General features: G+C 70.1%; 17 protein-coding genes. 7 read left to right on the forward strand and 10 right to left on the reverse strand.

Annotated elements, in window-relative coordinates; genetic code table 11:
* Window positions 1–134: 134 nt before the first annotated feature.
* Window positions 135–1,049: an ABC transporter permease gene (locus tag AB0I98_RS10035; protein ID WP_362938063.1), complete on the reverse strand. Its 915-nt coding sequence runs from the start codon at window positions 1,047–1,049 to the stop codon at window positions 135–137.
* Window positions 1,046–3,688, reverse strand: a complete 2,643-nt coding sequence (locus tag AB0I98_RS10040; RefSeq protein WP_362938066.1) for a CocE/NonD family hydrolase — start codon at window positions 3,686–3,688, stop codon at window positions 1,046–1,048. Before AB0I98_RS10040 ends, AB0I98_RS10035 begins: the two co-directional genes overlap by 4 nt.
* A gap of 238 nt (window positions 3,689–3,926) precedes the next feature.
* On the opposite strand from AB0I98_RS10040, the gene AB0I98_RS10045 reads away from it, so the two are divergent.
* Window positions 3,927–5,309 carry a condensation domain-containing protein gene (locus AB0I98_RS10045; protein ID WP_362938069.1) on the forward strand — a complete coding sequence of 461 codons (1,383 nt, stop codon included), beginning with the start codon at window positions 3,927–3,929 and terminating at the stop codon, window positions 5,307–5,309.
* An 84-nt stretch (window positions 5,310–5,393) separates the two neighbouring features.
* Complete coding sequence (locus AB0I98_RS10050; protein WP_362938072.1) at window positions 5,394–6,239, forward strand: hypothetical protein; 846 nt, start codon at window positions 5,394–5,396, stop codon at window positions 6,237–6,239.
* Between the two features lie 47 nt (window positions 6,240–6,286).
* Here AB0I98_RS10050 and mmsA read toward each other — a convergent pair whose 3' ends face one another.
* Genes mmsA through iolC form a run of 5 tightly spaced genes read right to left on the reverse strand, consistent with a single transcriptional unit; the run spans window position 6,287 to window position 12,332 of the window.
* Complete coding sequence (gene mmsA, locus AB0I98_RS10055) at window positions 6,287–7,789, reverse strand: CoA-acylating methylmalonate-semialdehyde dehydrogenase (protein WP_362938075.1); 1,503 nt, start codon at window positions 7,787–7,789, stop codon at window positions 6,287–6,289.
* A gap of 14 nt (window positions 7,790–7,803) precedes the next feature.
* Window positions 7,804–9,687 (reverse strand): 3D-(3,5/4)-trihydroxycyclohexane-1,2-dione acylhydrolase (decyclizing), encoded by a 1,884-nt coding sequence (gene iolD / locus AB0I98_RS10060; RefSeq protein ID WP_362938078.1) that lies wholly within the window; start codon window positions 9,685–9,687, stop codon window positions 7,804–7,806.
* A complete protein-coding gene (gene iolB, locus AB0I98_RS10065) occupies window positions 9,684–10,496 on the reverse strand; it encodes a 5-deoxy-glucuronate isomerase (protein ID WP_328364195.1) in 813 nt (270 codons plus the stop codon). Before iolB ends, iolD begins: the two co-directional genes overlap by 4 nt.
* A gap of 7 nt (window positions 10,497–10,503) precedes the next feature.
* Window positions 10,504–11,385, reverse strand: coding sequence for a deoxyribose-phosphate aldolase (locus AB0I98_RS10070; RefSeq protein WP_362938081.1), 882 nt, complete (start codon window positions 11,383–11,385; stop codon window positions 10,504–10,506).
* Entirely contained in the window at window positions 11,382–12,332 is a 951-nt protein-coding gene (gene iolC, locus AB0I98_RS10075; RefSeq protein WP_362938085.1) for a 5-dehydro-2-deoxygluconokinase, read from the reverse strand. Before iolC ends, AB0I98_RS10070 begins: the two co-directional genes overlap by 4 nt.
* A gap of 125 nt (window positions 12,333–12,457) precedes the next feature.
* On the opposite strand from iolC, the gene AB0I98_RS10080 reads away from it, so the two are divergent.
* Both AB0I98_RS10080 and AB0I98_RS10085 read left to right on the forward strand, forming a co-directional pair.
* Window positions 12,458–13,375 (forward strand): sugar phosphate isomerase/epimerase, encoded by a 918-nt coding sequence (locus AB0I98_RS10080; RefSeq protein ID WP_362938088.1) that lies wholly within the window; start codon window positions 12,458–12,460, stop codon window positions 13,373–13,375.
* A 351-nt stretch (window positions 13,376–13,726) separates the two neighbouring features.
* Window positions 13,727–13,927, forward strand: coding sequence for a MerR family transcriptional regulator (locus tag AB0I98_RS10085; protein WP_362938091.1), 201 nt, complete (start codon window positions 13,727–13,729; stop codon window positions 13,925–13,927).
* Window positions 13,928–14,015: 88 nt separating this feature from the next.
* On the opposite strand, the gene AB0I98_RS10090 is transcribed toward AB0I98_RS10085, so the two are convergent.
* Together AB0I98_RS10090 and AB0I98_RS10095 are read right to left on the reverse strand one after the other, a co-directional pair.
* Window positions 14,016–15,062 (reverse strand): zinc-dependent alcohol dehydrogenase family protein, encoded by a 1,047-nt coding sequence (locus AB0I98_RS10090; protein WP_362938094.1) that lies wholly within the window; start codon window positions 15,060–15,062, stop codon window positions 14,016–14,018.
* Between the two features lie 102 nt (window positions 15,063–15,164).
* On the reverse strand, window positions 15,165–17,417 hold the full coding sequence (locus AB0I98_RS10095) for an MMPL family transporter (protein WP_362938097.1): 2,253 nt from the start codon (window positions 17,415–17,417) through the stop codon (window positions 15,165–15,167).
* Between the two features lie 128 nt (window positions 17,418–17,545).
* On the opposite strand from AB0I98_RS10095, the gene AB0I98_RS10100 reads away from it, so the two are divergent.
* The 3 genes from AB0I98_RS10100 (at window position 17,546) to AB0I98_RS10110 (ending at window position 20,806) form a co-directional block, all read left to right on the forward strand.
* Window positions 17,546–18,229, forward strand: a complete 684-nt coding sequence (locus AB0I98_RS10100) for a TetR/AcrR family transcriptional regulator (RefSeq protein ID WP_362938100.1) — start codon at window positions 17,546–17,548, stop codon at window positions 18,227–18,229.
* Between the two features lie 92 nt (window positions 18,230–18,321).
* On the forward strand, window positions 18,322–18,537 hold the full coding sequence (locus AB0I98_RS10105; protein ID WP_362938103.1) for a cation transporter: 216 nt from the start codon (window positions 18,322–18,324) through the stop codon (window positions 18,535–18,537).
* Window positions 18,538–18,562: 25 nt separating this feature from the next.
* Window positions 18,563–20,806 (forward strand): heavy metal translocating P-type ATPase, encoded by a 2,244-nt coding sequence (locus AB0I98_RS10110; RefSeq protein ID WP_362938106.1) that lies wholly within the window; start codon window positions 18,563–18,565, stop codon window positions 20,804–20,806.
* Between the two features lie 617 nt (window positions 20,807–21,423).
* Here the strand turns inward: AB0I98_RS10110 and AB0I98_RS10115 are convergent.
* Window positions 21,424–22,713, reverse strand: a complete 1,290-nt coding sequence (locus AB0I98_RS10115) for a citrate synthase (protein WP_362938109.1) — start codon at window positions 22,711–22,713, stop codon at window positions 21,424–21,426.
* Between the last annotated feature and the right edge of the window lie 54 nt (window positions 22,714–22,767).

Consider the following 22,767-nt stretch of genomic DNA (forward strand, 5'->3'; position numbering starts at 1 on the left):
GCCCCCTTTGTCGGTCGACGTCTGTGACTGTGACGGCGAAGGGGGCCGAAACGTGCGTGACGGGGCGTTGCGGAAGCGTCTCGATGAGGGCACGGAGCAGGCCCGTCGAGACCGGTGGGTGATCCTCCGGTGACCTACGACACGATGTCCTTGCGGGCGAAACCGCGGAAGGCCAGCGCGAACAGCACGAGCGCGTACGTTACGGAAATCGCGCAGCCCTGGATCATGCTGGACCACTCGGGGTTCGGCTGGACGGCGTCGGCCCAGGCGTAGTTCCAGTGCGCGGGCAGGAAGTGCCGCCAGTCGCCGAGGGCGGTCACCTGGTCGAGGACGTTGCCGACGATGGTCAGGCCGACCGCGCCGCCCACCGCCCCGAGGGGCGCGTCCGTCTTGGTGGACAGCCAGAACGCGAGCCCGGCGGTGACCAGTTGGGAGACGAAGATGAACCCCACGACCACCACGAGCCGCTGGGCCGCCGTGCCCGCGTCCACCGCGCCGCCGGTCGGGAGCTGCAGCGGGCCCCAGCCGTAGGCGGCGAGGCCGACGGCCAGCGCGACCAGGGGCAGCACGATCATCGCGGCGAGGCTGAGGCCGAGGCCGACCACGAGCTTGGACCACAGCAGCCGGGCGCGGGGCACGGGTGCGGCGAGCAGATAGCGCAGGGAGGACCAGCCGGCCTCCGAGGCGACCGTGTCCCCGCAGAACAGGGCGACCGGGATCACCAGCAGGAAGCCCGCGGACACGAACAGGTTCACCGCGGCGAAGTTGGCGGCGGACTGCGTGGCCGTGTCCAGCAGCGTGATCCGCTCGCCACCGCCGCTGTCCGGCTCGCCGCCGATCGCGAAGGCGACGACGAGCACGAACGGCAGGACGGCGAGGATCGCGAACATGACCAGCGTGCGGCGCCGCTTGAGCTGGCGGAGCAGCTCGACGCGGAGCGGCAGGGTGCGGCCCGCGCGGTAGCCGGACGCCGTTTCGGCGCGCTCGACGAGCGGCTCGGGGCGGCCGGTCTCTTCGGAGCGGCCGGTTCCCTCGGTGAGCGTGCTCATGCGGAGCCTCCGATCAGGGTGAGGAAGGCGTCTTCGAGGCGGCGGTGCGGGCCGACCGACTGGACGGGGATGTCGAGGCGGACGAGTTCGGCGACCAGGCGTTGTGGTGTGCCGTCACCGTCGAGCCTGATCAGCAGCCCGTCGTCGGTGGACACGGCCGAGGTGACGCCCGGCAGCGCCGCGACCTTCTCCACGACGGGGCCCTCCACGGGCGTACCGGTGCCGACGAGGAGGGTGTCGCCGGAGCCGATGATCTCCCCGACCTGGCCCGCCTGCACGAGTCTGCCCCGGTCCATCACCACGAGGTGGGTGCAGGACTGCTCGACCTCCGCCAGCAGATGGCTGGAGACGATCACGGTGCGTCCGGCGGCGGCGTACCGGATCAGCACCTCGCGCATCTCGCGGATCTGCGGCGGGTCTAGGCCGTTGGTCGGTTCGTCGAGGATGAGCAGGTCCGGCAGACCGAGCATGGCCTGCGCGATGGCGAGGCGCTGGCGCATGCCCTGCGAGTAGGTGCGCACCGCGCGGGCGAGGGCGTCGCCGAGGCCCGCGATCTCCAGGGCCTCCTCGATGTGCGCGTCCCCGGCGGGGCGGCCGGTCGCGGCCCAGTACAGCTCCAGGTTCTCCCGGCCGGACAGATGCGGCAGGAAGCCCGCGCCCTCGACGAAGGCGCCGACCCGGGACAGCACCGGGGAGCCCGGCCGGATGGCGTGGCCGAAGACCCGGATCTCGCCGCCGTCCGGGGTGATCAGGCCCATCAGCATGCGCAGGGTCGTGGTCTTGCCCGCGCCGTTCGGTCCGAGGAGGCCCAGCACCTGGCCCTTCTCGACGCGGAAGGACAGGTCCTTGACCGCGTAACGGTCGGACGACTTCGCGTACCGCTTGCTCAAGTCCGTGATCTGAAGCGGCACTTCGGCGAGTGCGGGGTCCGGCGGCACGGACGCGGTGCGGCGGCGGGCGGTCAGCAGCAGGGCCAGCGCGATGACGGCGCCTGCGAGCGGCAGCCACCACACCCAGGACGGCAGCGGGGCCGCCGCGGTGCTCACGCCGGAGGCCGTGGGCACCGACAGGTCGCCCTTCAGGGAGACGGTGTACGTCGCCGGGGCCGCCGGCGAGGCGTAGCCGAGGTCCGTGGAGGAGAGGACCAGGCGCAGCCGGTGGCCCTTGTCGACGTTGTGGTCGATGGCGGGCAGCGTGATCGTGACGTCCTTGCCGGCCTTCGCGTCCGCCACCCTCAGAGGCGTCACCAGCTGGGACGGCAGCACCTGCTGGGTGCCGTCGGGGCCGACGTCGTACACCTTGCCGAAGAGGACGGCGTCGTCGCTGGTGGACTTGACGTGGACGGTGGCCGTCGGCGATCCGGTGATGCGGAGGTCGTCGCCGACGGGGGCCGACTCGAAGGCGGCGTACTGGCCGGGGAAGTCCAGCGAGATGCCGACGCCGAGCGAGGAGAGCTGGGCGAGTCCGCCGCCGAGGCCGGGCAGGGCGGAGATGGCGGGCGGGTTGGCGCCGGCCGGGTTGTCGAAGGTCTGCTCGCGGCCGGTCAGGGCGAGGGACTTCTGGCCGCTCTCCAGGCCCGGGTAGGTGTCGGAGCTGGCTCCGCGCAGCGTGGCCTCGCCGTCGGTGGAGTCGACGCCGCCGGTGCGGGTGATGCGGAAGGCGGGGCCGGTGTCGGCGCTCTTGTCGTCCTTGAGGTAGCGGTCGAACCAGGAGTCCACGCGGGCGTTGAGCCGGCTCTCCTCCAGGTCGCCGCCGTCATGGCCGCCCGAGATCCAGTCGACGTCGACGGGTGCGCCGTTGGCACGGATCGCCTTCGCGGCCGCGTCGGCCTGGCCGAGCGGGAAGAGGGAGTCCGTCTGGCCCTGCATCAGCAGCGTGGGCACCTTGATGCGGTCGCCGACGGCCGACGGTGAGCGCTCCTCCAGCAGCTGCCGTGCCTTGGCGTCCGGGGTGCCGGACTCGGCGACCCGGTCGTACATCTCGCAGAGCTGCGTCTCGAACTTGTCGCAGCCGCCTGCCGTGTTGAAGAAGACGCCCGCCCACAGCTTCTTGAAGACGCCGTTGGGGAACAGCGCGTCCGCGAGGTTCCAGTAGGTGATCGCCGGGGCGATGGCGTCCACCCGGTCGTCGTACCCGGCGCCGAGGAGGGAGATCGCGCCGCCGTACGAGGCTCCCGCCATGCCCACGCGCGGGTCGCCGGTCTTGTCGAGCTGGACCTGGGGCTGCTCGGCCAGCCAGTCGATCAGCCGGGAGACGTCGGCGACCTCGGCCTTCGGGTCGTTCAGGCCGACCTTGCCGGTCGACTTGCCGAAGCCGCGGGCTGACCAGGTCAGCACCGCGTAGCCGTCGGCGGCGAGGTCCTCGGCCTGCTCGCGCACGTCGTCCTTGCTGCCGCCGAAGCCGTGCGCCAGCAGGACGGCGGGGCGGCGGCCGTCCGCGCCGGAGGTGAAGTACGAGGTGTCGATGCGCACCCCGTCACCCACGGCCATGACCCGGTCGGCGCGGTGCACCGCGGGCGCGTCGTCGGAGGCGACGGCCGTCCACGTACCGGCGCCGGCGAGGACGACAACGGCGGCCGCGGCGGCAAGAAGCCGCCGCGGCCGCCCTGGCCCACGCAGTCCGGGCAGTCGAAGATCCATGCGTCAACGGTACGCGGCCAACCTGTCGGCCCCCGACAGCTTCTGGGCGGAACCCCCTGACCTCCCAGGGGCGTACACGCACCGTCCCGCATACCGCGCCCGTGGTACGCGCACCGTGGTACAGGAACCGCCGTTCGAGGCACCACTCGATCAATTGAAAGATCACGACACGGCGGGTTTCCGGGGGCGCCCCGGCAGATCCTTGAAGGTCTGCCCCCTTCGCGAACGGAGACGCCCTGTGCGCATCACTGACATCCAGCGCTGCGAGGTCCGGCCCGGACGGCTCGTCGAGTGGACGCTCAGTCCGGCGACCGTGGAGGCGGCGGCGGGCCTGCCGGATGACGCCCGGCCACCGGCGTACATCCAGGAGTCGCACATCAAAACGGCGCGAAGTGTGCGGGAGGACGGCCTGTTCGTGCCGACCTGGCTCGGTACGGCCTTCGACATCCCGGGCCGGGTCGACCTGGACGCGCTGCAGGACGCGCTGCGGGCCTGGACCCTCCGGCACGAGACGCTGCGCAGCGGCTTCCGGCCGGACGGCGACGCACTACGGCGCTTCACCCTCGCCCCCGGTGCCGTGTCCCTGCACCGCGAGGACATCGGCGACTTCCCCGACGCGGACGGACTGATCCGGCACCTCCAGGACCGCTTCGACACGACGGCGGACGCACTGCGCTGGCCGAACCTCATGTACGCGGCGGTCGTGCGGGACGACTCCACCAGCGTGTACATGGCCTTCGACCACAGCAACGTCGACTCCTACTCGATCCAGCGCATCCCGGCCGAGATCCACGAGCTGTACGCGACCGGCGTCGAGGGCAGTCCGGCTCCACAGGATCCAGTCAGCAGTTATGTCGACTTCTGCGAGATCGAGCGGGCGGACGCCGACCGGATCGACGAGAGCCACGAAATCGTCGCCCGCTGGCGGGAGTTCATCCGCCGCTGCGACGGCCGGCTGCCGAACTTCCCCGTCGACCTCGGCCTGGACCCCGACGCCGGGCTGCCCACCCAGAAGTTGATGCGGGAGACGCTGGTGGACGCGGACGACGCCGCCGCCTTCGAGGCGTACTGCCGGCCCTACGGCGGCAGCCTCGTCGGCGTCCTGGCCGCCACCGGCCTCATCGTCCGGGAGCTCGGCGGGCAGTCCGTCTACCGCACGGTCGTGCCCTTCCACACCCGGGTGAAGTCCCACTGGTCGGACACCGTGGGCTGGTTCGTGGGCGGCGCCCCGATCGAGGTTCCCCTGGCGCCGGGCCTCGACTTCCCGGCCGCCCTGAAGGCCGTACGCGCCGAGATGCACGCCAACCGGTCCCTGGCCCGCATGCCCATCGCCCGGGTGCTGCGGCTGCTCGGCTCCGACTTCCGTCCGACCTCGCCCGACCTGTACTCCATCGTCTCCTTCGTCGACGGACGGGACCTGCCCCGCTCCGCGGACTGGTCCGAGCTGGCGGCGTACGGACTGCTGCGGGTGTCCTACGGCGACCAGGTGTGCGTATGGATCAACCGGCTGCACGAGGGCCTGTGGTTCGCGAGCCGCTACCCGGACACCGATGTCGCGCACAAGAACATGCGGTTGTACGTCGAGCGGCTGCGGGACCTGATCAGGTCCGTGCCGCGGTGACGATCACCCCGCTGTGCGCGCTGATGTCAGTGGGGCTCATCAGGGCCCCGTGCACAGTCGATTCACGGCTACGGGTGGGGACGAATGAAGCAGAAGTACACCGCTGCCTGGGTGGGGTTCACGGCGGCGGCGCTGGTGGCGACGGCCGGGTGCGGCGCGGAGGCCACGAAGGAGACCGCGGAGCAGGCGGTCAAGGCGGCCGGCAACGCGGACAAGATCATGGCGGTGCTGTCGCGGGCCGCGGACCGGACCGAGGAACTCGGGTCTGCCGAGGTGAAGATGACCACCTCGATCGACGGCGGCGCCCCGATCGCCATGGACGGCACGTACTCCTGGGGCGACGGGTACGCGTTCGACGTCGAGATGGACACCAAGGCCGTGCAGATGCAGGAACTGACGGACGCACCGAAGGTCCGCTGCCTGTTCGTGGACGGCGACTACTACTACGACGTCGACCCACAGCCCTCCGGCCCCCTCGCGGGCAAGGAGTGGATGAAGATCGACGGTTCGGCCGTGTTCGGCGAGGACGCCGACCAGGCGCTCAGCGGAAGCTCCGGCGGCAGCCCGTCGGCCTCCATGAAGAGCCTGAAGTACGCCGAGGACGTCGAGGACCTCGGCACGGAGACCGTGAACGGGCAGCGGACGACGCACTACCGGGCCGTCCTCGACAAGGACAAGATGGGCCAGCTCAAGGAGCTCTACGGCGACGACGAATCCCTCTACAGCTCGATGCTCGGCGCCGACGGCTCGCTGACCATGGACATCTGGGTCGGCGACAAGGACCTGCCGGTGCGGCTGAAGCAGGAGACCGGCGCCATGAAGGTCACCATGGACTTCGAGAAGTTCGGCGCCACGGCCGACGTCTCGGCGCCGCCCGCCGCGCAGACCGGTGACCTCACCGAGGTGCTCAAGGCGGCCAACGGTCAGTGACATGACGGAGCCCGGGCACGTGCGGTGCCCGGGCTCAGCTGTGTCACTCAGTGGTTGCGCGGGAAGCCCAGGTCGACGCCGGCCGGGGCGTCGGCCGGGTCGGGCCAGCGGGTGGTGACGACCTTGCCGCGGGTGTAGAAGTGCGTGCCGTCGTTGCCGTAGATGTGGTGGTCGCCGAAGAGCGAGTCCTTCCAGCCACCGAAGCTGTGGTAGCCGACGGGGACCGGGATCGGGACGTTCACGCCGACCATGCCGGCCTCGATCTCCAGCTGGAAGCGGCGGGCGGCGCCGCCGTCCCGGGTGAAGATCGCGGTGCCGTTGCCGAAGGGGGAGGCGTTGATGAGGGCCACGCCCTCGTCGTACGTCTCCGCACGCAGCACGCACAGGACGGGGCCGAAGATCTCGTCCTGGTAGGCCTTCGCGGTGGTCGGCACCTTGTCCAGCAGGGAGATGCCGATCCAGTGGCCGTCCTCGAAGCCGTCGACCGTGTAGCCGGTGCCGTCGAGGACGACCTCGCAGCCCTCGCCCGCCGCGCCCTCGACGTAGGAGGCCACCTTGTCGCGGTGGACCTTGGTGATCAGCGGGCCCATCTCGGAGGTGGGGTCGTTGCCGGGGCCGATCTTGATCTTCTCGGCGCGCTCGCGGATCTTCTCCACCAGCTCGTCGCCGATCGCGCCGACCGCCACGACCGCGGAGATCGCCATGCAGCGCTCGCCCGCGGAACCGTAGGCGGCGGAGACGGCGGCGTCGGCCGCCGCGTCCAGGTCGGCGTCCGGCAGGACCAGCATGTGGTTCTTGGCGCCGCCGAGCGCCTGGACGCGCTTGTGGTTGGCGGAGGCTGTGGTGTGGATGTAGCGGGCGATCGGGGTCGAGCCGACGAAGGAGACGGCCTTGACGTCCGGGTGCTCGAGCAGGCGGTCGACGGCCACCTTGTCGCCGTGGACGACGTTGAACACGCCGTCCGGCAGCCCGGCTTCCGCCAGCAGCTCGGCGATCTTGATCGACGCCGACGGGTCCTTCTCGGACGGCTTCAGCACGAAGGTGTTGCCGCACGCGATGGCCATCGGGAACATCCACATCGGGACCATCGCCGGGAAGTTGAACGGCGTGATGCCCGCGACGACGCCCAGCGGCTGGCGGATGGAGGCGACGTCCACGCGGCTGGCGACCTGCGTCGACAGCTCGCCCTTCAGCTGCACGTTGATGCCGCACGCCAGGTCGACGATCTCCAGGCCGCGCGCGACCTCGCCGAGGGCGTCGGAGTGCACCTTGCCGTGCTCGGCGGTGATCAGCTCGGCGATGGCGTCCCGGTTGGCGTCGAGCAGCGCCCGGAACTTGAACAGGATGTTGGTGCGCTGGGCCAGCGAGGACTGGCCCCAGGTCACGTAGGCCTCCTTGGCGGCCTGCACCGCCGCGTCCACCTCGTCGACCGAGGCGAACGCGACCTTCGTGGTGACCGCGCCGGTGGCAGGGTCGGTGACCGGCCCGTACGTACCCGACGCGCCTTCGACGGTCTTGCCGCCGATCCAGTGGTTGACGATCTTCGTCATGACCAAGAACTCCTTCACAGATGGCGGCGTCGGGCGTTGACGTGCCGGTCGTACTCCTCGCGGGCCTTCACCGCCGACGAACGGGTCGCGGTCTCGGCCACAGGTACATCCCACCAGGCCTGCGCCGGAGGCGGGCCCGACACTGTGTATGCCGTTTCGGTCTCGACGTAGACACATGTGGGAGTGTCGGCGGCCCGCGCCTCGGCGAGCGCCTCGTGCAGGTCGGCGACGGTCTTCGCGCGCAGCACGCGCATGCCGAGGCTGGCGGCGTTGGCGGCGAGGTCCACCGGCAGCGGGGCGCCGGAGAACGTCCCGTCTCCGGCGCGGAAGCGGTAGGCGGTGCCGAACCGCTCGGCGCCGGTCTCCTCCGACAGGCCGCCGATGGACGCGTACCCGTGGTTCTGCACGAGCAGCATCTTGATCGCGATGCCCTCCTGCACGGCCGTCACGATCTCCGTCGGCATCATCAGGTAGGTGCCGTCGCCGACCAGCGCCCACACGGGACGGTCGGGCGCCGCGAGCTTCACGCCGATCGCGGCCGGGATCTCGTAGCCCATGCAGGAGTAGCCGTACTCCAGGTGGTACTGGTCCGCCGACCGCGCCCGCCACAGCTTGTGCAGGTCGCCCGGGAGCGAGCCGGCCGCGTTGATGATGATGTCCGACTCGTCGACGATGGCGTCCAGCGCGCCGATGACCTGCGGCTGCGTCGGCCGGACATCGGGCTCCTCGGCCTCGAAGCAGGCGTCGACGCGCTGCTCCCAGCGCTCCTTGTCCTCGCTGTACTCGGTGACGTACGCGTCGGGGACCCGGTGGCCGTGCATGCCCAGGGACTGGGTGAGTTCCTGGAGGCCGCTGCGGGCGTCCGCGATCAGCGGCAGACCGGAGAGCTTGTGGCCGTCGTACGGGGCGATGTTGAGGTTGAGGAAGCGGACGTTCTCGCCGGTGAAGAGGGTGCCGGAGGCCGTGGTGAAGTCCGTGTAGCGGGTGCCGACGCCGATCACCAGGTCGGCGGTGCGGGCGAGTTCGTCGGCGGTCGCGGTGCCGGTGTGGCCGACGGCGCCGACGTCCTGCGGGTGGTCGAAGCGCAGGGAGCCCTTGCCCGCCTGGGTGGAGGCGACCGGGATGCCGGTGGTGCGGGCGAACTCCTCCAGCGCCTCCTCGGCACGGCTGTGGTGGACGCCGCCGCCCGCGACGACGAGCGGGCGCCGGGCGGCTCGGATCGCGTTCACGGCCTCGGCGAGCTCGGTCGGGTCCGCTCCTGGCCGTCGTACGACCCAGGTGCGCTCGGCGAAGAACTCGTCCGGCCAGTCGTAGGCCTCGGCCTGGACGTCCTGGGGCATCGCGAGGGTCACCGCGCCGGTCTCCACCGGGTCGGTGAGCACGCGCATCGCTTGCAGGGCCGCCGGGATGAGGGCCTCGGGGCGGTGGATCCGGTCGAAGTACCTCGACACCGGGCGGAGGCTGTCGTTGACCGAGATGTCGCCCGCGTACGGCACTTCGAGCTGCTGGAGGACCGGGTCGGCGGGGCGGGTGGCGAAGATGTCGCCGGGGAGGAGCAGCACCGGAAGGTGGTTGATGGTGGCGAGGGCGGCGCCCGTGACCAGGTTGGTCGCGCCCGGGCCGATGGAGGTCGTCACCGCGTGCGTGGACAGGCGGTTGGACTGGCGGGCGTAGCCGATCGCCGCGTGCACCATGGACTGCTCGTTGCGGCCCTGGTGGTACGGCATGTCATCGGCGTACTCGAGCAGCGCCTGGCCGAGCCCGGCGACGTTGCCGTGGCCGAAGATGCCCCAGGTGGCGTCGATGAGCCGGTGCCGTATGCCGTCCCGCTCCGTGTACTGGACGGACAGGAAGCGCACCAGCGCCTGCGCGACCGTCAGCCTCGTCGTTGAGGTCATCGGTAACCCTCCGTGTGATCCGGGTGGAAGCAGATCCGCCACTCCCGAGTCTCGCCGGGCCCCGCCATGACGTTCAGGTAGTACATGTCGTGGCCGGGCTGGGCGATCGACGGGCCGTGCCATCCGTCGGGGACGAGGACGGCGTCTCCGGAGCGGACCTCCGCGAGGACGTCGGATCCGCCCTCACGGGAGGGGAATACGCGCTGATAGCCGAAGCCGTTCGGGCCGTCGATCTCGAAGTAGTAGATCTCCTCGAGCTCCGCTTCCTCGCCGGGCCGGTGCTCGTCGTGCTTGTGCGGCGGATACGACGACCAGTTGCCGCCGGGTGTGATCACCTCGACCGCGATGAGCTTGTCGCATTCGAACGCGTCGGCGGAGGCGAAGTTGCGCACATGGCGGGTGCGGTTGCCGCTGCCGCGCTGCTCGACGGGGACCTCCGGCGCGGGGCCGTAGCGGGCGGGGAGTCGTCGCTCGCACTTCGCTCCTGCCAGGGCGAAGCGGCCTCCCGCGCCGGAGGCGATCTGTACCCGGGCGTCTCGGGGCGCGTACGCGAAGTCGGTGACCGACGCGAACACGCTCTCCCTGCCCAGGAGTTGGAATACCTCGTCCTCCACTTGCACCGTACAACCACCGCTCAGCGGCACCACGATCCACTCGCTGTCACCGGTGGTGAAGGTGTGCGAACCACCCGCCTCCAGCTCGACGATCCGCAGACTGGAGTGGGTCCAGCCGGCCAGCTTGGGGTCGATGTCGAGCGCGTAGTGCGGGTCGGCGGTGGCGCCCTTCGGGACGTACAACTCGTTGCTCATGCGGCCCTCACAGCAGTCCTACGGCGGTGTCCACGGCGGCGGCCACATCGCCGTCCGCCGGGTACAGCAGCGAACGGCCGACCACCAGGCCCTGGACGGTCGGCAGTTGGAGGGCGCCGCGCCATTTCTCGTACGCGCCGTCCTGATCGTCCCCGACATCGCCGCCCAGCAGCACGGCGGGGAGGGTGGAGGTCTCCATGACCCGGGCCATGTCGTCCGGGTTGTCGGTGACGGGGACCTTCAGCCAGGTGTACGCCGAGGTGCCGCCCAGGCCGGAGGCGATGGCGATCGACTTGGTGACGGCGTCGGCGGAGAGATCGTTGCGGAGCTTTCCCTCGGGCGTACGACGGCTGATGAACGGCTCGACGAACACGGGGAGTTGGCGGGCAGCCATGTCGTCGATCGCGCGGGCCGTGGACTCCAGGGTGGTGAGGGAGCCCGGGTCGTCGAAGTCGATCCGCAGCAGCAGCTTGCCCGCGTCGAAGCCGAGGCGCTCGATGTCCTGGGGGCGGTGGCCGGTGAAGCGGTCGTCGAGTTCGAAGGAGGCGCCCTGGAGGCCGCCGCGGTTCATCGAGCCCATGACGACCTTGCCGTCCAGGGCGCCGAGCAGCAGCAGGTCGTCCAGGATGTCGGCGGTGGCGAGGACGCCGTCGACGCCGGGTCTGGCGAGGGCCAGGCAGAGGCGTTCCAGGAGATCCGCGCGGTTCGCCATGGCGAACTTGCGGTCGCCGACGCCGAGCGCGCCGCGGGCGGGATGGTCGGCGGCCACGATCATCAGCCGGCCCGAGTCGCCCAGCAGCGGCCGACGGATGCGGCGGGCGGCCGCTTCGGCGATCGCCTCGGGGTGGCGGCTGCGGGTGCGGACCAGCGCCTCGATGTCGACGGTCACAGCACGGCTCCCGCGGTGAGGGCGGCTTCCACTTCGGCGGGGGTCGGCATGGCGGACGAGCACTCCAGTCGGGAAGCGACGATGGCACCGGCGGCGTTGGCGTGCCGCATGATCTTCTCCAGGTCCCAGCCTGCGAGCAGGCCATGGCAGAGGGACCCGCCGAAGGCATCGCCGGCGCCGAGGCCGTTGAGGACGGTCACGGGCAGGGGCGGGACTTCGGCGCTTTCGCCCTTGCTGTTGACGGCGAGGACGCCCTTGGGGCCCTGCTTGACGACGGCCAGTTCGACACCGGCGTCCAGGAGGGCGCGGGCGGCGGCGTGCGGTTCACGGACGCCGGTGGCGACCTCCACCTCGTCGAGGTTGCCGACCGCGACGGTGGTGTGGCGCAGGGCCTCGGTGTAGAAGGGGCGGGCCGCGTCCGGGTCGCTCCAGAACATGGGGCGCCAGTCGAGGTCGAAGACCGTCGTGCCGGCCTTGGCCCGGTGGGCGAGGGCCGCGAGGGTCGCCGTACGGCTCGGCTCCTCGCTCAGGCCCGTGCCGGTCACCCAGAAGACACTCGCGTCGCGGATCGCGTCGAGGTCGAGCTCATGGGCGTCGATCTCCAGGTCAGGGGCCTTGGGGCGGCGGTAGAAGTACAGCGGGAAGTCGTCCGGCGGGAAGACCTCGCAGAAGGTGACGGGGGTGGGCAGTCCGGCGACCGGGGTGACCCAGCGGTCGTCGACGCCGAAGTCCCGCAGTGCCTCGTGGAGGTAGGTGCCGAACGGGTCGTCGCCGGTACGGGTGATCACGGCGGTACGGCGGCCGAGGCGGGCCGCGGCGACCGCGACGTTCGTCGCCGAGCCGCCGAGGAACTTGCCGAAGGACGTCACCTGCGGCAGCGGGACACCCGTCTGCAGCGGATAGAGGTCCACGCCGATCCGTCCCATGGTGATCAGGTCGTACGCCATCGCGTTCCCTTCGTATCGGCTCTCTCCGGCTTTCTAGACCCCGATGGCGAGCCCTGTCAATGTTTTGTCCAGACATTCGGACCAGAGCTTGACAGGCCCTGCCGTGCGACCGGAAGCTGGCCGCCATGACTTCGTTGTCACCACAGTCCTCACTGTCCCGCATCCGGGTCGGGTCGGCGCCCGACTCCTGGGGTGTGTGGTTCCCCGACGACCCGCAGCAGGTTCCCTGGCAGCGCTTCCTCGACGAGGTCGCGCAGTCCGGCTACGAGTGGATCGAGCTCGGCCCGTACGGCTATCTGCCGACCGACCCCGCCGTGCTCACCGAGGAGACCGCGAGGCGTGGCCTCAAGGTGTCGGCCGGGACGGTCTTCACGGGGCTGCATCACGGTGAGGCCGTGTGGGAGAAGACGTGGGCGCATGTCGCGGACAACGCGGTGCTCGCGCAGGCCATGGGGGCGAAGCATCTGGTCGTCATCCCGTCCTTCTGGCGGGACGACAAGACCGGTGAGGTGCTGGAGCCGAGCTCTCTGACGGCCGAGCAGTGGCGGAACCTCGCCTCTCTGACCGAGCGGCTGGGGCGTCGGGTGCGGGAGGAGTACGGCCTGCAGATCGTCGTCCACCCCCACGCCGACACGCACATCGACTCCGAGGAGAACGTCGTCCGGTTCCTGGACGCGACCGACTCCGATCTGGTGTCGCTGTGCCTGGACACCGGGCACTACGCATACTGCGGTGGGGACAGCGTCAAGCTCATCGAGACGTACGGTTCGCGGATCGGGTATCTGCATCTCAAGCAGGTGGATCCGGAGATCCTGGCGGAGGTACGGGCGGAGGGGACGCCGTTCGGGCCTGCGGTGGCGCGGGGTGTGATGTGCGAACCGCCGTCCGGGGTGCCGGCGTTGGGGCCGGTGCTGGAGGCTGCGCAGCGGCTGGATGTGGATCTGTTCGCGATTGTGGAGCAGGACATGTATCCGTGTGCGGCGGATGTGCCGTTGCCTATTGCGGTGCGGACGCGGGCGTTTTTGAGGTCTTGCGGGGCGTAGCCCTCCGGGGTGGGGCCGGGCGCCTACTGGTCTGGTGGGTTGCGGGAGTAGGGCGGGTGCGGGTTGTGGGGGTTGTGGGGGTTGTTCGCGCCCACGCGGCGGAGCCGCAAATCGATACAGCCCCGCGCCCCTTACGGGCGCTGCAAGCAACCCTCGTGTCACAAATGACTCCCTTGCGTCACACATGTCGCATGTTCGCGAGTCATCCGTCACACCCCGTGCACAGGCCCTGACCCGCGCTCACTCTGCGTCGTTCACCGGGCACAGGCTTTGTGATCGCCAGCGCAGCGCCCGGTACCCCCGACGGCCGTTCCCGGCTGCCGCCGCGGTGCGCGCAGGGAGGTGCACCTCATGACCGACCGACGGCTCTGGTCCTACAAGGAGATCGCGGCGCACATCCGGGTGCAGCCGGACACCGTGCGGTCCTACCGCAAGCACGGGCTGCTGCCGCCACCCGACCATGTGGAGGGCGGCAAACCCTACTGGTACGCGGACACCGTCCGGGCGTGGGTCGCTTCCCGCCCGGGCAACCGGGCCCGTAGAGACGACTGAACGGCCCGTCGAGAGGGCTGAACCGCCCGTCGGCAAGGCTGAATGCCCCGTGCCTGCCCGGAAGCGCGGCCGGGCAGGCGCGGCGCGTTCAGCTCCACGGCTCGATGACCGTCACCCCCGCTCCCGGTGCCGTGCCCATCGCGGCGAGGGCCGCCGGTGTCGCGTCCAGCGTGATGGTGGAGGTGACCAGGAGGTCGGGGCGCAGGGCGCCTGTCCGGACCAGCTCCAGCATGGGCGGGTAGGTGTGAGCCGCCATGCCGTGGCTGCCGAGGAGTTCCAGTTCCAGGGCGATCGCGCGGGCCATCGGGACGGGGGTGGTGCCCGTGGGCGAGGGCAGCAGACCGACCTGGATGTGCCGGCCCCGGCGGCGCAGGCCGCTCACGGAGGCGGCGCAGGTCGCGGGTGCGCCGAGGGCGTCCAGGGAGAGGTGTGCGCCGCCGCCCGTAAGGTCGCGGATCGCCGCCGCCGTGTCCGGCGTCCTCATCCCGTCCACACACTCCGCCGCCCCGAACTTCCTTGCCAGGTCCAGTGCTTGGGCGGATACGTCGACGGCGATCACCCTCGCTCCGGACGCCGCCGCGATCATCACCGCCGACAGGCCCACGCCCCCGCAGCCGTGCACCGCGACCCACTCCCCCGCCGCGACCCTGCCCTGCTGCACCACCGCCCGGAACGCCGTCGCGAACCGGCAGCCCAGCGAGGCCGCCGTCGCGAACGACATGCCGTCGGGCACCGCGACGAGGTTGACGTCGGCGTGGTCCAGCGCGACGTACTCGGCGAACGAGCCCCAGTGCGTGAAGCCGGGCTGGGTCTGGCGTTCGCACACCTGCTGGTCGCCCGCCGCGCAGGAGGCGCAGGTGCCGCAGGCGCAGACGAAGGGGACGGTCACTCTGTCGCCGGGGCGCCATGCGGTCACTCGGTCGCCCACCGACTCGACTACACCGGCGAGTTCATGGCCCGGGACGTGGGGGAGCGTGATGTCCTCGTCGTGGCCTTGCCAGCCGTGCCAGTCGCTGCGGCAGAGGCCGGTTGCCTCGACTCTTACGGTCACTCCGTGGGGGGCGGGGGTTGGGTCGGGGGCGTCATTTCTGACCTCGGGCGGTTGGCCGTATCGCTCGAACATCACTGCGCGCATGTGTCTCAGCCTCCGAGGTGGGTGCCGCTATATGCCGGTTGTTGTCTGCGGCATCATCGTGGCTGGTCGCGCAGTTCCCCGCGCCCCTACGGGGCGCACTGCTCAACCGTGGGCTGTCACCTTGTCCCCTGTCTCCTCCCCTGCCTCCGTCGCGTCCGGCTGTGCCGTTCCGGCCCCATCGCCCTCGCTCAAGCCGAACCGCTGATGCAAGCGGCGCAACGGACGGGGTGCCCACCAAGTCGCCCTGCCCGTGAGGCGCATCACCGCTGGGACCAGGAGGCTGCGGATGATCATGGCGTCCATGAGGACCGCCAGGGCGATGCCCAGGCCGAGCATCTTGGTGTTGGTTACTCGGGAGGTGCCTATGGCGACCATCACCACGGCCAGGATGACGGCGGCAGCGGTGATCAGTCCGCCTGTGCGCTGGAGGCCGTGCCGGACTGCCTGTTGGTGGTCGCCTGTGTGGTCGTACTCCTCCTTGATGCGGGAGAGCAGGAAGACGCCGTAGTCCATGGAGAGCCCGAAGGCCACGCAGAACATCAGGACCGGGAGGGTGGTCTCGATGGAGCCGGGGCTGGTGAAGCCGAGCAGGCCGGAGAGGTGGCCGTCCTGGAAGATCCAGACCACCGCGCCGAACATCGCCGTCAGGCTGAGCGCGTTGAGCACCACCGCCTGGATGGGGATGAGCACGCTGCCGGTGAGGAGGAAGACCAGGAGCAGGGTGACTATGGCGATGAAGGCCGCCGCCAAGGGAAGCTGCTCGGCGATCGCGTCCTTTGAATCGACCAGGACGGCCGCAGTGCCGGTCACCTTGGTGTCGAAGGGGGCGTCCGTTTCCCGAAGTTCGCCGACGAGTCGCTGGGCCGGGTCGTCGACCGGCTCGCCCTCGGGCTGCACGGTGAAGTAGGCCGAGTCGCCCTTCACCAGCGGGCCCTCGACCCGCAGCACGTCGGGGAGGGCGGCGATCCGCTGCTTGTAGGCGGCGTACTGCGCCTCGGTCGCCCGTCCCTCGGCCAGTACTTCGAGGCCGCCGCCGGGGCTGCCCGGGAAGCCCTCCCGGATGTGCTGCTGCACGACGTGGGACTCGGCGCTGGACGGCAGTTGGCGGTCGTCCGCCGTGCCGAACTTCACGCCCAGGAACGGCAGGCCCAGGAGGACCAGCACGGCGGTGGTGCCCAGGGCGAAGAACGGGGCGCGGCCCATGACGAGGGACGCGGTGCGCGCCCAGGCCGAACCTTCTTCGTCAGAGGTGCCGGGGGCTGCGGTCACCTTGGACTGCCTCCCGCGTCGGAACAGCTTCCGCAGGTCCAGTGCGTTCACCCGGTGCCCCAGCAGCATCAGCGCCGCCGGGAGCAGGATCAGCGCCGCCGCCGCGGCCAGCAGCACCACGGCGATACCCGCGTAGGCGAAGGACCGCAGGAAGTACTGCGGGAAGAGCAGCATCGCCGCCAGCGACACCGCGACCGTGAGGGCGGAGAAGAGGACGGTGCGGCCGGCCGTGCGCAGTGTGGTGCCGACCGCTGTCAACGGCTCGGCTCCTGTGGAGAGTTCCTCGCGGTAGCGGCGGACGATGAACAGGGCGTAGTCCACGGCCAGTCCGAGGCCCAGGGCCGTGGTCAGGTTCATCGCGAAGATGGAGACGTCGGTGAACTCGGTGAGGCCGCGCAGTACCGCGTTCGTCCCCAGGATCGCGACGATGCCGATGCCGAGCGGCAGCAGGGCCGCGACCGCGCTGCCGAAGACCATCACCAGCAGGACGAGGGTCACCGGCAGGGCGATCACCTCGGCGCGGGTCAGGTCCTCCTGGATGATCGTCTGCATCTCGTGCCGCACGGCGACCATGCCGCCGACCTTCACCTCCACCGGGCCGTGCGTGCCGCGGAACGAGGGCACGATGCGGTCCAGGGTCTCGCCCATCGCCGTCTCATCGCCGGTGAGCCGGGCGGCGATCAGAGCCTCGTGCCCGTCCTTGGCGCGCAGGGCAGCAGCCGCCGAGGGCTCGGCCTGCCAGTAGGAGCCGACGACTATGACGCCCTTCTCCCTTGCCAGCCGCTCGGCGAGACGCTCGGCCTCGGCGGCGACCGCCGGATCGTCGACCGAGGCGCGGCCCGCGTCGACGAGCAGCAGGAAGTTGGGCTGGGAGTCGGGGAATTCACGCTCCAGTGCCCTGGTCGCGTAGGTCGACTCGGCGTCCGGGTCCTCCCAGCCGCCGCTCCCCAGCCGGTCGGCCACACCGCCGCCGGCCAGCACGGCGAGGGCGGTCAGCACCAGGGCCGCGAGCAGCGATAACCGGGGTCGTGCGGTGACGAAACGGGTCCAGGCTCCGACCCGAGGCGGGCTGTTGACTTCGGTCATGGTGCGGTGTCCCCTTCACCGTGGAAACCGTAGACTGGAAAACACGAGAGATCGCTCGCGTTCCGACTCCAGAATGCGAGCGATCACTCGTGTTTGTCAATGATGTTCGGAGAACTGGGGATAACCGCGTGCCCGAGAACCAGGAGAAGCAGGAGAAGCAAGAGAAGAAGGACCAGCCGCGCCGGCGCCAGGCCCGCGGTGAGCGCCGCATCGCCCAGCTGCTGGAGGCCGCGGCCCATGTCTTCTGCACGACCGGCTACACGGCGGCCAGCGCCAACGCCATCGCCCGTGAGGCGGGCGTCTCGCCGGGCACGCTGTACCAGTTCTTCCCGAACAAGGAAGCGATCGCGATCGAGCTGGGCGACCGGCTCATGCACGAGATGCGGGAGGCGTACGGCGAGGCTCTCGCGCCGATCGACCCCGCGACCCCGCTGGAGGAGGCCGTCGGTGCGGCTGTCGACCGCTTCATCGCCTTCAACTGCGAACACCCCGTGTTCTTCGCGCTGATGCACGGCCCCGACGTCCCCGGCCGGATCGCCGAGGACCACGACGCGCTGCATGCGACCCTGCTCTCCCGGGTGGAGGGGCTACTCTCCTCACTCCTGCCGGACACCCCGGCCACCGACATCACCCGCATCGCACATGTGGTCCTGGGGATGTACATGGCCGGCCTGGAGCTGGTGCTCGCCCACGAAGGCGCCGAACGCGACGCGTACATACAGGAATTGAAGAACGTACTGATCCGCTACCTGGACCCGATGGTCGGCGACCGACTCGGCCGCACGGACCTCACCGCGACGCCGACTCCCTGAGCTTGGAGAGGTACCCCCTAGGGGTATACTCTGTGGGTATGGGGCTCCCCTGGGTCCCGTCAGCCTCACATGCCTCCACGAGGAGTTACGACATGAGCATCACCGCCACGTACAAGGTCAGCGGGATGAGCTGCGGACACTGCGAGGGCGCCGTCTCCGGCGAGATCTCCGAACTCCCCGGCGTCAGCTCGGTGAAGGCCGTCGCCTCGACCGGCGAGGTCACCGTCACCTCGGAGACCGCACTGGACGACGAGGCCGTGCGCACCGCCGTCGACGAGGCCGGCTTCGAACTCGTCGGTACGGTCTGAGAGCACCCCGAGAGCCCCTGAGCGCATGACCGGCGTCACCGTCACCACCACCGCCTCCACCGCTCCCGCGCCGATAGCCGCGACCTCCGAGGTCGAGCTGCTCATCGGCGGGATGACCTGCGCCGCCTGCGCGGCCCGCGTCGAGAAGAAGCTCAACCGCATGGACGGTGTGACGGCCACGGTGAACTTCGCGACGGAGAAGGCCAAGGTCAGCTACCCCGCAGACCTCGAGGTCGCCGACCTGATCGCCACGGTCGTCAAGACCGGCTATACGGCCGAGGAGCCCGCGCCCGTCAGCGAGGCGACGCCGCCCGAGGACCCCGAACTCACGTCCTACCGGCACCGCTTCACCGTCTCCGCGCTGCTCGCGATCCCGGTCATTCTGCTGTCGATGGTCCCGCCCCTCCAGTTCGACTACTGGCAGTGGCTCGCGCTCACCCTCGCCGCGCCCGCCGTCGCCTGGGGCGGATGGCCCTTCCACAAGGCCGCCTGGACGAATCTCAGGCACGGCGCCGCCACCATGGACACCCTGGTGTCGCTCGGCACGCTGGCCGCGTTCGGCTGGTCCCTGTGGGCGCTGTTCTTCGGCGACGCGGGCATGCCGGGCATGCGGGACAGCTTCCGGCTGACCGTCGGCGGCATGGACGGCGCGTCGACGATCTACCTCGAAGTGGCGTCCGGAGTCGTCGCGTTCATCCTGCTGGGCCGCTATCTGGAGGCCCGCTCCAAGCGCCGCGCGGGGGCCGCTCTGCGGGCGCTCATGGAACTCGGCGCGAAGGATGTCGCCGTCCTGCGTGACGGGCGGGAAGTGCGGATTCCGGTGGCGCGGCTGGCGGTCGGTGACCGGTTCGTCGTACGGCCCGGCGAGAAGGTCGCCACCGACGGGACGGTCGTGGAGGGCTCCTCCGCCGTCGATGCCTCCATGCTGACCGGCGAGTCCGTGCCGGTGGATGTGACGGTCGGGGACGCGGTCACGGGCGCCACGGTCAACGCGGGCGGGCGGCTGGTCGTCGAGGCCGTCCGGGTCGGCGCCGGCACCCAACTCGCCCGGATGGCCAAGCTGGTGGAGGACGCACAGAACGGCAAGGCCGAGGTGCAGCGGCTCGCCGACCGGGTCTCCGGGGTCTTCGTGCCGGTCGTCATCCTCATCGCGGTCGCCGCGTTCGGCGCCTGGCTCGGCCTCACCGGCGACACCGTCGCCGCGTTCACCGCGGCCGTCGCGGTCCTGATCATCGCCTGCCCGTGCGCGCTGGGCCTGGCCACCCCGACCGCCCTCATGGTCGGCACCGGCCGCGGCGCCCAGCTCGGCATCATCATCAAGGGCCCCGAGGTCCTGGAGTCCACCCGCCGCGTCGACACGGTCGTCCTGGACAAGACCGGAACGGTCACCACCGGCCGCATGACCCTCCAGCAGGTGTACGTCGCCGAAGGCGTCGACGAGCAGGAGCTGCTGCGGCTCGCCGGCGCCCTGGAACACGCCTCCGAGCATCCCGTCGCCAGGGCGGTCGCCGCGGGCGCCGAGGAGCGCGTCGGACCGCTGCCGTCGGCCGAGGGCTTCGAGAACATACCCGGGCGGGGTGTGCGAGGGCGCGTGGAGGGCCGTGAGGTGGCCGTGGGGCGCCTCTATGAAGGTCTCCCCGAGGAGCTGGCCCGGGCGAAGGGCGAGGTCGAGAGCAGCGGTCGTACGGCCGTCGTGGTCGGCTGGGACGGAGTGGCACGCGGTGTCGTCGCCGTCGCGGACGCCGTCAAGGAGACCAGCGCCGAGGCCGTGCGCGAGCTGCGCGCGCTGGGGCTGACGCCGGTGCTGCTGACCGGCGACAACCGGGCGGTCGCTCAGACGGTCGCGCGGGCCGTCGGGATCGACGAGGTGATCGCCGAGGTGCTGCCCGAGGACAAGGTCGAGGTCGTACGGCGGCTGCGGCGCGAGGGACGTACGGTCGCCATGGTCGGTGACGGCGTCAACGACGCGGCGGCGCTCGCCACCGCCGATCTCGGGCTGGCGATGGGTACGGGGACGGACGCGGCGATCGAGGCGAGCGATCTGACGCTGGTGCGCGGGGATCTGCGGGTGGCCGCGGACGCGATCCGGCTGTCCCGGAAGACGCTGTCCACGATCAGGGGAAATCTTGTGTGGGCGTTCGGTTACAACGTGGCCGCGCTGCCGCTGGCCGCGGCGGGGCTGCTGAACCCGATGATCGCCGGGGCGGCGATGGCCTTCTCGTCCGTGTTCGTGGTGACGAACAGCCTTCGGCTGCGGACGTTCCGCTGAAGTTACCGCTGGTTACGCGGAAGTAGAGGTGAGAGACCCCCTGGAGTCCGCGACGAGCCTCACATAAGCTCTTCACAAGGCTCGCGCATCTTCCTTACGATAGGGCCCCGATCACCGAATCGGGGCTCTTGCGCATCTAACGGACATATGCAAGAGACGCAGATCACAGTGATGTGAAGGTAACCATCGAAGGGGTTCGAAGGTCTAAGTTGACGATGTCGGGAAGCGTCTTGGGGGGCGCCAACTGACATCTGAGGATGTCTTGGGGGACTTCCTCAGAGCTGCGTTGCCGGGGCACGTACAGACGGGAAGCTTTGAGCGGCCCTCCCGATCGTGCGCTGTCCCGGCAGACCGCACACCCCAGGAGTACGACGAGTCCGCTCGTTTTACTCAAAAACTGCCTCGGCAGTTTGCTCGACAGCGATTTCAGGCGCTGGTTTCTCACAGACGCCCGGCCGGATCCCGTGGGGGGAATCCGCACCGGGACATGGGAAGGCGCCCTGATCGTCGGCCCGTGGGGGGACCGGCGCAGGGCGCCTTCCTTCTTTTTGCTTTTTGCTCAGAGCACGACCCCAGTGACGGGGCACCAGTGACCCGGCGCCCCTCACCAGCAGGTGTCAGCGAGCCTCCACCGGCACGAAGTCGCGCTCGACCACGCCCGTGTAGATCTGGCGCGGGCGGCCGATGCGGGAGCCGGGTTCCTTGATCATTTCGTGCCACTGGGCGATCCAGCCCGGGAGGCGGCCGAGGGCGAAGAGGACCGTGAACATCTCGGTCGGGAAGCCCATGGCGCGGTAGATCAGGCCGGTGTAGAAGTCGACGTTCGGGTAGAGGCTGCGCGAGACGAAGTAGTCGTCGGAGAGCGCGTGCTCCTCCAGCTTCAGCGCGATGTCCAGCAGCTCGTCGGACTTGCCGAGGGCCGAGAGGACATCGTGCGCCGCCGCCTTGATGATCTTCGCGCGCGGGTCGAAGTTCTTGTAGACCCGGTGGCCGAAGCCCATCAGCCGGACGCCGTCCTCCTTGTTCTTCACCTTGCGGATGAAGGAGTCGACATCGCCGCCGGAGGCCTGGATGCCCTCGAGCATCTCCAGGACGGACTGGTTGGCACCGCCGTGCAGCGGGCCCCACAGCGCGGAGATGCCCGCGGAGATCGAGGCGAACATGTTCGCCTGCGAGGAGCCGACCAGACGCACCGTGGAGGTCGAGCAGTTCTGCTCGTGGTCCGCGTGCAGGATCAGCAGCTTGTCGAGGGCGGCGACCACGACCGGGTCGAGGTCGTACTCCTGAGCCGGCACCGAGAAGGTCATGCGCAGGAAGTTCTCGACGTACCCGAGGTCGTTGCGCGGGTAGACGAAGGGGTGGCCGATCGACTTCTTGTACGCGTACGCCGCGATCGTCGGGAGCTTGGCGAGCAGCCGGATCGTGGAGAGGTTGCGCTGCGTCTCGTCGAACGGGTTGTGGCTGTCCTGGTAGAAGGTCGACAGCGCCGAGACGACCGACGACAGCATCGCCATCGGGTGGGCGTCGCGCGGGAAGCCCTTGTAGAAGTTCTTGACGTCCTCGTGCAGCAGGGTGTGCTGCGTGATGTCGTTCTTGAACGTGGTGAGCTCGTCGACGGTCGGCAGCTCGCCGTTGATCAGCAGGTAGGCGACCTCCAGGAAGGTGGAGCGCTCGGCCAGCTGCTCGATCGGGTAGCCGCGGTACCGCAGAATGCCCGCTTCGCCGTCCAGATAGGTAATGGCGGATTTGTACGCGGCGGTATTGCCGTAACCGCTGTCCAGCGTCACCAGACCGGTCTGGGCGCGGAGCTTGCCGATGTCGAAGCCCTTGTCACCGACGGTGCTGTCGATCACCGGGTAGGTGTACTCGCCGTCGCCGTACCGCAGTACTACAGAGTTGTCGCTCACGTCTTCCCTCACCGACGTTGTGCCTCATCTTCGAGGTTGCCCTGACTGTCTCTA

The sequence above is a fragment of the Streptomyces sp. NPDC050211 genome, assembly GCF_040656035.1.
In the GTDB taxonomy this organism is placed as follows: domain Bacteria; phylum Actinomycetota; class Actinomycetes; order Streptomycetales; family Streptomycetaceae; genus Streptomyces.